Below are 11,725 nucleotides of genomic sequence, written 5' to 3'. Positions count from 1 at the left end.
CGACACGGAGCTCCAGCGCGCCGTAACGGTGGGCGGGCCAGTCGCGGGCGTACGCGGGTGGGCGGCTGCCGGTCGGCGTGACGTTGGCGACGGGCATGCGACGCGCCGTGCGCTCGATGATCGTCAGTGACGAGTTGGCGTTGTGGCCACCGGTCGCGGCCGAGGCACAGCCCGCGTAGAAGCCGATCGGGATGGCGTCCTGGCCGGTGAGCAGGCAGGGCTTGCGTACGCCGAGGCGGTGGAGTTCGGCGGCGGTGCGGGACCAGTCGCGGTGCTGGGCGTTCGTACGGCTCACCGTTCTTTCCAGGACGGCGAATTGGACCGCCAGATGCCCGGCGAGCCCCACCACGAGCAGGGTCACCGCGACCCACCGCCATGCTCCGGCCGGTCTGGTGACGAGATGGATCAGGGCGTCGGCGACCGGGATCGCCACCAGCGCGTAGGCGGGCAGGAGGAAGCGCGGAGCGGCGTATCCGATCATGAACAGGTACGGGAAGGCGGCTGTGGCGGCGCAGGCGAAGGGGACGAGGGTGGCCGCCGTGCGCCGCGCGCGGACCGCGACGACCAGTCCGACGACGGCGAGTACGGGGAGCACGAGCCACCAGACGTCGACCGCCGGGTTGGGAATCTTCCCCGTGCACGGGCGGCACAGGGCGCGTCCGCCCAGGCTGCGCAGCTGGTCGACGACCGCTACATTCCAGCCCAGTCCGCCCTCGATGGCCGAGGCCTCGTGCAGCCGCTCGGTCAGGCCTCCGTAGCTGACGTATGCCTCGATCACCCACTCCAGGGCACCGGACGCGAGCCCGGCGAGGAGGGCGACGAGCACACGCCAGTGGCGGCCGGTCACCACGAGGACGAGCAACGGCAGTGTCGCCCAGACCGCGTCCGTCGGCCGCATCCACGCCATGAGGGACGCGCTCACCGCCAGGCCCCACAGCGCGGCCCGGTCGGAGCGGTCGGCCCGGGCGCGCAGACAGCAGCCAGCGGCGGCGAGCGCGCCCACGGCGACCCAGTAGTTGGGCATGGCCTGCGGACCGTAGAGGAGGGTCACCCAGAGGGAGGCGAACAGGGTGCCCGCGAGGGCGAGGACGCGGACCGGGAACAGGCCGCGCCAGGCGCGGAGTGCGAGGAAGAGGGCCAGGCCGGAGAGGGCGGCGAGGTAGACGCGCAGCAGGGTGGTGGACGAGGACCAGGAGGTGACGGGGGCGACCAGGAGGGAGATGCCGCGGGCGCGGGGTGCGCTGAAGAAGGCGGCCGGGGCGTGCGCGCTGATCTGGCTGACGTAGACCGTCTCGTCCCAGCCGAGGCCCAACCCGGGGCGTACGAGGACCAGTTGGGCCAGGGTGAAGGCCGCCGCCACCGCTGCGAGCGGGAACTCCGAGCGGCGGGACGCGGTCGGCGGTCCGAGCCGTCGGGTCCCGGCGAGTGTGGCGTACGCGCTGCCGGACATTGCCCACCCCTCCCCCTACAGTTTGTAGGGTTTCCAGCACCCTACAGCCTGTATTCCTGAAGGCCGGAGCCAGGGAAAACATGGACAAACTACCGCGCGGCAGACCGGGCTGCGGCCTGCGATGCAGCCAACCGGCTGACGGCCCACCCACGCGGGCAGGTCCGGTCGAGGCATGGCACCCCGGCATGGAGTCGGGCAACGCCGGCGTCTCCGGCTCCCGAACCCCAAGGCTGCGCGGATGCGAGGCGCTGCTCCAAACGGGGAATACGGGGAGTGCGGACGGTCAGCGTTCGAGCAGACGCGCCTGGGCCTCGGTGTGGGTGTCACCGGCGGCGGGCGGCAGACTGCTGAGCTGGTCGAGCTGGCCGGCGGTCAGGGTGACGGCGTCGGCGGCGGTGTTCTCCTCGACCCGGGTGACGCGCTTGGTGCCGGGGATCGGGGCGATGTCGTCGCCCTGGGCGAGCAGCCAGGCCAGGGCCACCTGCGCGGGCGTGGCGCCGACTTCGTCGGCCAGGGCCTTGACCTCGTCGGCGAGCGCCAGGTTGTGCCGGAAGTTCTCGCCCGTGAAGCGCGGGTTGTCGCGCCTGAAGTCGTCCTTGTCGAACTGGTCGGTGGAGCGGACCGTGCCCGTGAGGAAGCCGCGGCCGAGCGGGGAGAACGGCACCAGGCCGATGTTCAGCTCCCGCAGCACGGGCAGGACGCGCTCCTCGACGCCGCGGGTCCACAGGGAGTACTCGGACTGCACCGCGGTGACCGGCTGGACGGCGTGCGCGCGCCGGATGGTGTCCGGGCCGGCCTCCGAGAGACCGAAGGCGCGCACCTTGCCCTCGGTGATCAGCTCACCGACGGCGCCGGCGGTCTCCTCGATCGGCGTGTTCGGGTCGACCCGGTGCTGGTAGTACAGGTCGATGTGGTCGGTGCCCAGCCGCTTCAGGGAGCCTTCGACGGCGGTACGGACGTTCGCCGGGCTGGAGTCCACGTTCCAGGCACCTTCTCCACCGTGGGACACCATGCCGAACTTGGTGGCCAGCACCACCTGGTCCCGGCGCCCCTTGAGCGCTCGCCCGACGAGTTCCTCGTTGGTGTAGGGGCCGTAGATCTCGGCGGTGTCGATGAGCGTGACGCCGAGTTCCAGCGCGCGGTGCACGGTCCTGATCGACTCGGCGTCGTCGGTGCCGGAGCCGGTGTAGGCGTGGGACATTCCCATCGTGCCCAGGCCGATCCGGGAAACCTCCAGGTCACGCAGCTTGATGTACCGCATCTCGCCCTCTTCCGATCCATGGTGGTGCCCGGTCTCCCGCTCTCGCCCGGCCCGGCAGGTCGTGCCGGTCGGCGGTGAGGGGGCGGGCGTCTTCCTCATTCACCCTGGCCCGGATGGCCGCGGTGTGGCAGGGCGTGCTCTTCAGGGGTAACGACAGGGCCCCCCACCCCGCCCGCACGGCGGGTGCCCAGCGGGTGAGACTGGAGTCATGGCATCCGAGAGCGCGCACAGCGAAGGCGCCGAGCTGGGCCGCTACCTGCGCGCCCGCCGCACCCAGACCAGCCCCGAACACGTCGGCCTCACCGTCGGCGCGGGCATCCGCCGCACCCCCGGCCTGCGCCGCGAGGAGCTGGCCACCCTCTCCGGCATCAGCATCGACTACTACGTACGCCTGGAACGGGGCAAGGAGACCCGCCCCAGCCCCGCCGTCCTCGACGCGCTCGCCCGCGCCCTGCGCATGGACGACCAGGAGCACCAGCACCTGCGCGAGCTCGCCGCCCGCGCCGCGCGCTACGCCCCCGAACCGCCGCCCGCGCCCAGCCGAACCGTGCGCCCCCACCTGAAGGTGCTGCTCGATTCCCTGCGCCCGAATCCGGCGTTGGTCATCAGCCGCAGCATGGACGTGCTGGCCTGGAACTCCGGCGGCCTGGCCCTGTACGCGGGTCTGGAGGAGTGGCCGGCCAAGCACCGCAACCTCGCCCGCTATCTCTTCCTGCACCCCGCGGCCCGGGATCTGTTCGCCGACAACTGGGACCGGCAGATCACCGGTTGCGTCGCCCGCCTGCGCGCCATCGCCGGCACCGCCCCGGACGCACCCGACCTCACCAACCTCGTCGGCGAACTGCTGCTGAAAAGCCCCGACTTCGCCGGGCTGTGGGAGCGCTACGAGGTGACCGGACGCAAGCCCGTGCACAAGACGTTCCACCACCCCCTGGTCGGCACCCTCACCCTCACCTCGCAGTCACTGCATATCGAAGGCACCCCCGGCCAGCGCATCGGCGTCTACACCGCCGAGCCCGGCACCCCCGACCACGACGCCCTGCTCCTGCTCGACATGACCGCGCCCCGGCCCGCGGGACGTCCTGACCCCGCCCCGAAAGCCACCGGTCCGCGGCCGTAAGCGGCTTGCGCCCCGGCTCGCTCCCTCGGGCGGCCGGGATCGTTGTCGGACGCCTCCGGCGTGGCGCCGAGACATGCGGGGCGTGCCGGTACCTTGATCGCGTCGAAACGCCGACGCCCGGAAGACCAAGAAGACCAAACGGCCGCGCCGGGAACAGCCGGTCCAGCCCGCGCGGTTGCAGCAACGGGGAGACCGGCATCGCGGTACACCCGCCGCGCACTCGAACCACGACGTATTTCCGCAGGAGGACTTCTTCATGACTGACCGGCCCTTGACGCTCATGGCAGTGCACGCCCACCCCGACGACGAGGCCACCAGCACCGGAGGGGTCCTCGCGCGGTACGCGGCGGAAGGCGTCCGCACGGTGCTCGTGACGTGTACCGACGGCAGTTGCGGTGACGGACCGGGGGGTGTCAAGCCGGGCGATCCCGGCCACGATCCGGCGGCGGTCGCCCTGATGCGCCGTCAGGAACTCGAAGCGAGCTGCGACGTCCTGAAGATCAGCGATCTGGAGATGCTGGACTATGCCGACTCCGGAATGATGGGCTGGCCGAGCAACGACGCCCCCGGGTCCTTCTGGCAGACCCCCGTGCAGGAAGGCGCGGCCCGGCTCGCCGAGCTCATGCGGCACTACCGGCCCGATGTGGTCGTCACCTATGACGAGAACGGCTTCTACGGCCACCCCGACCACATCCAGGCCCACCGCATCACGATGGCGGCGCTGGAGATGACCGAGCCGACACCGAAGGTGTACTGGACGACGATGCCCCGCTCGGCGATGCGGCAGTTCGGCGAGCTCATTCGCGAGTTCCACCCGGACATGCCGGAACCGGACCCCGCCGAGGTCGCCGAGATGGCCAAGATGGGCCTCCCCGACGACGAGATCACCACGTGGGTGGACACCACCGCGTTCAGCGGCCAGAAGTTCGACTCGCTGGCCGCGCACGCCAGCCAGGGCGACAACATCTTCTTCCTCAAGATGGGCAAGGAGAGGTTCGGCGAGCTGATGGGCATCGAGACCTTCGTACGCGTCCAGGACACCACCGGCGCGACCGTACCCGAGAACGACCTCTTCGCCGGGCTGCGCTGACCCGGCCGACCGGGAAAGTGCCCCTGGAACGGCTGCGCGAGGACGAGGCGGTGTCCCGCTTCGTGGCCTTCCTGCGCGGCGCCCTCACCGGCTGGTCCACGGCCCCTGAGCGGACCCGACGACTCAGGTGGATTCACGGACGACGAGTCGGCAGGGCACGCTGTGCAGGCCGGGCGCCGGCTCGGAGTTGATGGCGTCCAGGAGCAGGAGGGCGGCCCGCCGGCCGATCTCGGAGAGGGCTGTGTCGATCGTGGTGAGGGGTGGACGGGAGGCCAGGGCCATGACGTCCCAGTTGTCGTACCCCACGATCGACACCCTCCCGGGGACGTCCAGGCCGTTCTCGCGCAGCGCGTCGGCGACGCCTCTGGCGATCTGGTCGTTGCCGCAGAAGAAGGCGTCCGTGTCCGGTGCGGTGCGCAGCACCGTTTCGGCGGCGCGGCGGCCCCATGCCTCGCTCCACTCCCCGAAGTGGACCCGGCCGGTGGCGAGTTCCATGGCGGAGTGCTGGAGCAGTTCGAGGGTGTGGTGGGCGCGGTCGCGGGCGGCCGCGTGGTGGGCCGGGCCGGTGATGTGCGCGATCCGGCTGCGGCCGGTGCCCAGCAGGTGCTCGATGGCCAGATGGGCCCCGCTCCGGTCGTCGGACACGACGGAGATGTCGTCCGGGTCGGTGGACGGCGAGAGTGCGTAGACCGTCGGGATCGGTTCGATGCCGTTCAGCGGCGGACGCGGGTCGGTTCTGCGGCCGGTCACGATGATGCCGTCCACCCGGCGGTCCATGAGGTTGCGCAGGTGGTGCTGCTCGCGGATGGCGTCGCCGCGGGTGTCGCACAGCAGCACGGAGATCTTTCCGGCGCCGAGCGCGTCCTCGGCGCCGAGGAGTACGGGTGTGCTGAAACGGCCGATCCCGTCCGTCGTCATCAGCCCGACGGTCCAGCTGCGGCCGGTGTGCAGGCTCTGCGCCTGCTGATTGGGCCGGAAGTCGAGCTCTTCGACGGCGTCCAGGACCCGCTGCCGGGTCTCCGGGCGCATGCTCCCACTGCCGTTCAGCGCCTTTGAGGCCGTCCCGACACTGACACCGGCCAGCTTGGCAACGTCGGCGAGCTTCGCCCGCCCGGTGGGCGGAAGACGTGGAACGGCGGTCACGCGCAATCCTTTTCCTGGACGACATCGGCAGCAGCATCCTGGCACCGTTCATGTCCGCTGGCCAGTCCTGACCAGGCGAAGAAAATGTTTGCCGGACCTCTTGACGCGCCCTCGGTCCCGTTCCTACCTTTCCCGGCAGAAAAACGTTTTCCTAAGCGGGTTCGAGAGACGGGGCCACGCCCGTCCGACCTCAGGGACGCCCTGACGCATTCCGCGTGTCGGGTCCCCGTCCTGCTTCCCATCTACATCTCCGGAGAGCCATGCCCCGCCCCCGTTCCACCGCGCTTTCCTCCCAGGCCCCGGCCCCGTCCGAACAGGCAGGCACGTCCACCGGCCCTGTCCGCCTCGGCCCGGGTGCCAAGGCCGCGCTCGCTCCTGCCGCGGTCGAGGTGCGCGCCGGCTTCTGGAGCACCCGCCGCGAGGTGAACGCGCGTGTCTCACTCCCGCAGGGCCCCGGACTGCTGGAGTCGGCGGGGAATCTGCACAACCTGCGGCTGGCGGCGGGCGCGGTCGAGGGCGAGTTCCGGGGCGCGTACCCGTTCGTGGACACGGACGTCTACAAGTGGCTGGAAGCCGCCTCCTGGCAGCTCGCCCAACAGCCCGACGCCGGCCTGGAGTCGGAGGTCGACCGGATCGTCGCCCTGGTCGCCGGCGCGCAGCGTCCCGACGGCTACCTGAACACGTGGTTCCAGCTGCTCAAGGGCGGCGAGCGGTACAAGGACCTGCGCTGGGGTCACGAGTTGTACTGCGCCGGCCATCTCATCCAGGCGGCCGTCGCCCACCACCGGGCCACCGGTCGGCCCCAACTCCTGGACGTGGCCCGCAAGTTCGCCGACCACATCGACTCCGTGTTCGGCCTTCCCGGCAGCGGCAAGGAGATCGACGGGATCGACGGCCATCCCGAGGTCGAGACCGCCCTGGTGGAGCTGTACCGGGAGACCGGCGAGCGCCGCTACCTCGATCTGGCCGGCTACTTCGTCGACCGCTTCGGCCACGGCCTGCTGGGCGGCGAGGCGTACTGCCAGGACCGGGTGCCGGTGCGCGAGGCGGACACCGTGGAAGGCCACGCCGTACGGCAGTTGTACCTGCTGGCCGCCGCAGCCGATCTGGCGACCGAGACCGACGACGCCGAACTCCGTGCGGCGGGCGAGCGGTTGTGGCGGGCGATGACCGCCACCAAGACCCACCTCACCGGCGGCCTCGGCGCGCACCACGACGAGGAGGACTTCGGCGACCCGTACGAACTGCCCAACGAGCGTGCCTACTGCGAGACCTGCGCGGCCATCGCCTCCGTCCAGTGGAGCTGGCGCATGGCCCTGCTCACCGGCGAGGCCCGCTACTCCGACCTGATCGAACGCACCCTGTACAACGGCTTCCTGGCCGGAGTGTCGCTCGACGGCGAGCGCTGGCTGTACGTCAACCCGCTCCAGGTCCGCGACGGCCACACCGACCCGGGCGGTGACCAGTCGGCCCGCCGCACCCGCTGGTTCCGCTGCGCCTGCTGCCCGCCGAACGTCATGCGGCTGCTGGCCTCGCTGGAGCACTACCTCGCGTCCGGTGACGAACAGGGCCTGCAGATCCACCAGTTCACCACCGGCCACTACTCCTACGGCGAGATGTCCGTCCGCGCCGAGACCGACTACCCCTGGCACGGCACGGTCGCCCTCACCGTCGAGGACACCCCCGACCGGCCGTGGACCCTGTCCCTGCGCGTCCCGCAGTGGTGCCGCGAATTCCGGGTGCGCGTCGGGGAGTTGTCGTACGACCAGACGGACGCGCCGGTCGAGAACGGGTGGCTGCGCCTCGAACGGACCTGGGCGCGGGGCGACTCGGTCGTCCTGGAGCTGGTGCTCGAACCCCGGCTGACCGCCGCCGACCCTCGGGTGGACGCCGTGCGCGGCTGTGCGGCGATCGAGCGCGGGCCGCTCGTGTACTGCCTGGAGCACGTGGACGTCCCCGGCGGCGGTCTGGACGACATCGTCCTCGACGCCACGCGCCCGCTCGCCGTGAAGCACCGCCCGGATCTGCTCGGCGGGGTCACCACCGTCGTCGCCGCCGGGTACCGCAGGCGCCTTGCGGACGACGGGAGTTGGTGGCCGTACCGGGCCCCCTCACCCGACGCCGCCCCGACCGGCGACCTGATCGAACTCACCGCGATCCCCTACTACGCATGGGCCAACCGCCAGGACGGCGGCATGCGCGTCTGGCTGCCCACCTCCTGAGCCCGCCACACCCAACCCCCGCTTCCTACGAGCCGCACCAAGACAACGAGGTCACCGTGAGAAACACCCGCCGCACCCTCCTCACCGCCATAGCCGCCGTCGGCGCGCTCACCTCTGTCGCCGCCTGCGGCGGCGGTTCCGACTCCTCCGCATCCGGTTCCGGGAAGGCCGGCGGGACGTACAACTTCTGGGACCCGTACCCGCAGTTCGACGCCTCCTCGGCGTGGGGCAAGCTCGTCACCAAGTGCGGCACCGATGCCGGGGTCAAGGTCAAGCGCACCAGCATGGACACCACAGACCTGGGCAACAAGGCGCTGCTCGCCGCCCAGCAGGGCAACGCCCCCGACGTGATGCTGGTGGACAACCCGGTGGTCTCCACGCTCGTGGAGGCCGGAATCCTCAACAAGACCGGCGACCTCGGCCTCGACACGTCGTCGATCCAGAAGAACATCCTCGGCGCGGGCGTCATCGACAACGCCTCCTACGGAGTGCCCATCGGCGCCAACACCCTCGCGCTCTACTACAACAAGAAGATCCTGACCGCGGCCCACGTCGATCCCGCGTCCGTCAAGGACTGGGCCTCGCTCACGGCGGCGCTGCAGAAGGTCAAGTCCGCGGGCAAGAAGGGCATCACGTTCTCCGCGATCAACACGGAGGAGGGCAGCTTCCAGTTCCTGCCCTGGTTCTGGGGCGCGGGCGGCGACCTCACCAAGCTCGACTCGGACAAGGGCGTGGCCGCACTGTCGCTGTGGAAGCAGTGGGTCGACGGCGGATACGCGCCGAAGGACGTGCTCCAGAACACCCAGACCACCAGCTGGCAGGAGTTCGCCACCGGCGACTACGCGTTCAGCGAGAACGGCACCTGGCAGCTCGGCAACGCCGACAAGGCCGGTTTCCCGTACGGCGTCATCAACATCCCCGGGCAGAACGGCGGTTCGGCGCCGGTGCCGACCGGCGGCGAGTTCGTCACCGTCCCGGTGCAGAAGGACTCCTCCCGCTACGACGTCAGCAAGAAGATCGTCACCTGCCTCACGAACTCCACGAACCTGCTGACCACCGACACGACCCTGACGTACGTGGCACCCACCGCCCAGGTACAGGCCCAACAGGTCAAGCAGAACCCGGAGTTGAAGCCGTGGGTCGGCGCGGTGGCCGCCGCGCGTGGGCGTACCAGCGGCGGTCTGGGCACCAAGTACCCGACGATCTCCCAGCCGATGTGGACCGCCGTGCAGAACGCCCTGTCGGGCGGCAAGAGCCCGCAGGCGGCCCTCGACGCCGCCCAGACGGCCGCGAGCAAGGGCTGACACGGGCCTCCGCGCTTCTCCGGAAACCGCATCGCCATCAAGTCCGTCCGAACACGCCACCCGCATCCAGGAGTACCCATGACCATCGCCCGCGTCGACCGCCGTTCGCAGCGGTCCCCGGCCAGGTCCGGGGCGACCGGCACCGGACAACGGACGGACACGTCGAACCTGCGGCGCCGACAGCGCCGTAGGAGCCGGCTCACCGCGCTGGCCTTCATCGCCCCCCTGGTCGTCTACCTCGCCGCCTTCTACCTCTATCCGCTCTACCGCAACCTCGACCTGAGCCTGCGCGACTACACCGTCCGGTCGTTCGTGCAGGGGGACGCGCCCTTCTCCGGCCTCGCCAACTTCAGGACCGTCCTGGACGACCCCACGTTCGGCCCGGCGATGCGCCACACCCTGGTCTTCACCTTCGCGTCGATCGCGTTCCAGTACGTGGCCGGGCTCGCCCTCGCGGTCTTCTTCAACCGGCACTTCCGGCTCGCCGGGACCCTGCGCGCCCTGTTCCTGATCCCCTGGCTGCTGCCGCTGATCGTGTCGGCGTCGACCTGGTCGTGGATGTTCAACAGCGAGTCCGGTGTCATCAACTACGCCCTGCACCTGGTTGGCGTGTCCCCTGTGGACTGGCTCAACTCGCCGGACTGGGCGCTGACTTCGGTCGTGATCGCGAACATCTGGATCGGCATCCCGTTCAACCTCGTCATCCTCTACAGCGGGCTGCAGAACATCCCCGGGGAGCTGTACGAGGCCGCGTCCCTGGACGGGGCCGGGGCCTGGCAGCAGTTCCGGCGGATCACCTTCCCGCTGCTGCGCCCGGTCTCGGCGATCACCCTGCTCCTCGGGCTGGTCTACACACTCAAGGTCTTCGACCTGATCTGGATCATGACCAAGGGCGGTCCGGGCGACGCGTCGTCCACCCTCGCGACCTGGTCGTACCAGCTCGGCTTCGGCACGCTGCTGCCGAAGTTCGGCCCCGGCGCGGCCGTCGGCAACATCCTCATCCTCATCGCGCTCGTCTTCGGCCTGCTCTACATCCGCGTCCAGAGGAGGCAGGAAGCATGAAGTCCCCTACGGGAAAGCGCCGTTACACCGTCATCGGCGTCCTGCTGACCGCCCTGATGCTGTTCCCGGTGTACTGGATGATCAACGTGTCCCTCACCCCGCAGCAGGACATGCGCAAGACCCCGCCCGACCTGCTGCCCCTGCACCCCACCTTCGAGGGCTACCGGGCCGTCCTGAACGACCAGTTGCCCTACCTCGGCACCAGCCTGCTCATCGGCCTGGGCACGGTCGCCCTCACCCTGGTCCTCGCCGCCCCGGCCGGATTCGCCCTGGCCAGACTCCGCCCACTGGGCGGCGGAACCCTCGGACTCGCCCTGCTGGTCGCCCAGATGATCCCCGGCATCGTCATGGCGATGGGCTTCTACGGCATCTTCCTCGACCTCGGTCTGCTCAACTCCTGGTGGGGGCTGATCGTCGCGGACTCCACCATCGCCGTGCCGTTCGGCGTGATGATCTTCATGGCCTTCATGTCGGGCATCCCCGGCGAGCTCATCTCCGCGGCCCGCATCGACGGCGCCGGCACCTGGCGCATCTTCCGGTCCGTCGTACTGCCGGTCAGCCGCAACGCGGTGGTCACCGTGTCGCTCTTCAGCTTCCTGTGGGCCTGGTCCGACTTCGTCTTCGCCAACACCCTTGACGGCGGAGGCACTTGGCGGCCGATCACCCTCGGCATCTACAAGTACATCGGCAACAACAACCAGGAGTGGAACGCGATCATGGCCACCGCCGTCGTCGCGTCGATCCCGGCGGCCGTCCTCCTGGTCCTCGCCCAGCGCTACGTGGCCGCGGGCGTGACCGCCGGCGCGGTCAAGGACTGATCCACGGTGCCCGCCGCCCCGGACCCACCGGCCGGGCGGGGCCGCGGACCGCCGACGCCTCCCCGAGCCGCCTCCGCACCGCATCGCATCGCAACTCCCGCACCGCACTCGGCAAGTCCCCCTCCCTCACTCAGGAGAGCCGCTGATGTCATACCTGAGCCACCGTCACCGCTCCAGAGCGCCCCTCGGCCGCCTCGGCGCCGTCGTGACGGCCACTGCCCTGGCCGCCACCGCCCTTGCCCTGACGGGCGCACC

Annotated in this window: 9 protein-coding genes; 6 read left to right on the top strand and 3 right to left on the bottom strand. The window is 70.5% G+C overall.

Translation table 11 applies throughout. From position 1 onward, the window contains the following. Window positions 1-1,450: hypothetical protein (locus tag AC31A1_RS35475; RefSeq protein WP_489657259.1), on the bottom strand; the 1,450-nt coding region annotated here is incomplete at its 3' end. Window positions 1,451-1,733: 283 nt separating this feature from the next. Next, window positions 1,734-2,711: an aldo/keto reductase gene (locus AC31A1_RS35470; protein WP_489657258.1), complete on the bottom strand. Its 978-nt coding sequence runs from the start codon at window positions 2,709-2,711 to the stop codon at window positions 1,734-1,736. 208 nt (window positions 2,712-2,919) lie between these two features. Here AC31A1_RS35470 and AC31A1_RS35465 point away from each other — a divergent pair, with 208 nt between their 5' ends. Together AC31A1_RS35465 and AC31A1_RS35460 are read left to right on the top strand one after the other, a co-directional pair. Beyond that, window positions 2,920-3,831 (top strand): helix-turn-helix transcriptional regulator, encoded by a 912-nt coding sequence (locus tag AC31A1_RS35465; protein ID WP_489657257.1) that lies wholly within the window; start codon window positions 2,920-2,922, stop codon window positions 3,829-3,831. A 256-nt stretch (window positions 3,832-4,087) separates the two neighbouring features. Then, window positions 4,088-4,921, top strand: coding sequence for a PIG-L family deacetylase (locus AC31A1_RS35460; protein WP_489657256.1), 834 nt, complete (start codon window positions 4,088-4,090; stop codon window positions 4,919-4,921). Between the two features lie 123 nt (window positions 4,922-5,044). Here the strand turns inward: AC31A1_RS35460 and AC31A1_RS35455 are convergent, their stop codons facing one another. Then, window positions 5,045-6,064 (bottom strand): LacI family DNA-binding transcriptional regulator, encoded by a 1,020-nt coding sequence (locus AC31A1_RS35455; protein ID WP_489657255.1) that lies wholly within the window; start codon window positions 6,062-6,064, stop codon window positions 5,045-5,047. Between the two features lie 260 nt (window positions 6,065-6,324). Between AC31A1_RS35455 and AC31A1_RS35450 the strand changes: the two genes are divergently transcribed. The 4 genes from AC31A1_RS35450 (at window position 6,325) to AC31A1_RS35435 (ending at window position 11,470) form a co-directional block, all read left to right on the top strand. Beyond that, window positions 6,325-8,286, top strand: a complete 1,962-nt coding sequence (locus tag AC31A1_RS35450; RefSeq protein WP_489657254.1) for a glycoside hydrolase family 127 protein — start codon at window positions 6,325-6,327, stop codon at window positions 8,284-8,286. Between the two features lie 56 nt (window positions 8,287-8,342). Further along, window positions 8,343-9,590 carry a sugar ABC transporter substrate-binding protein gene (locus tag AC31A1_RS35445; RefSeq protein WP_489657253.1) on the top strand — a complete coding sequence of 416 codons (1,248 nt, stop codon included), beginning with the start codon at window positions 8,343-8,345 and terminating at the stop codon, window positions 9,588-9,590. Between the two features lie 78 nt (window positions 9,591-9,668). Continuing rightward, window positions 9,669-10,652 (top strand): carbohydrate ABC transporter permease, encoded by a 984-nt coding sequence (locus AC31A1_RS35440; RefSeq protein WP_489657252.1) that lies wholly within the window; start codon window positions 9,669-9,671, stop codon window positions 10,650-10,652. After that, window positions 10,649-11,470, top strand: coding sequence for a carbohydrate ABC transporter permease (locus AC31A1_RS35435; protein WP_489657251.1), 822 nt, complete (start codon window positions 10,649-10,651; stop codon window positions 11,468-11,470). Before AC31A1_RS35440 ends, AC31A1_RS35435 begins: the two co-directional genes overlap by 4 nt. Window positions 11,471-11,725: the final 255 nt, after the last annotated feature.

Source organism: Streptomyces sp. P5F9 (assembly GCF_057961495.1).
The sequence above is the reverse complement of the archived record's forward strand: the minus strand, read 5'-3'. Positions and strand labels throughout refer to the sequence as shown.

What these genes read in the sequence shown, in the direction of transcription:
- AC31A1_RS35470 (WP_489657258.1), bottom strand. Translation starts at nt 2,711, where the DNA reads ATGCGGTACATCAAGCTGCGTGACCTGGAGGTTTCCCGGATCGGCCTG.
- AC31A1_RS35465 (WP_489657257.1), top strand. Translation starts at nt 2,920, where the DNA reads ATGGCATCCGAGAGCGCGCACAGCGAAGGCGCCGAGCTGGGCCGCTAC.
- AC31A1_RS35460 (WP_489657256.1), top strand. Translation starts at nt 4,088, where the DNA reads ATGACTGACCGGCCCTTGACGCTCATGGCAGTGCACGCCCACCCCGAC.
- AC31A1_RS35450 (WP_489657254.1), top strand. Translation starts at nt 6,325, where the DNA reads ATGCCCCGCCCCCGTTCCACCGCGCTTTCCTCCCAGGCCCCGGCCCCG.
- AC31A1_RS35440 (WP_489657252.1), top strand. Translation starts at nt 9,669, where the DNA reads ATGACCATCGCCCGCGTCGACCGCCGTTCGCAGCGGTCCCCGGCCAGG.
- AC31A1_RS35435 (WP_489657251.1), top strand. Translation starts at nt 10,649, where the DNA reads ATGAAGTCCCCTACGGGAAAGCGCCGTTACACCGTCATCGGCGTCCTG.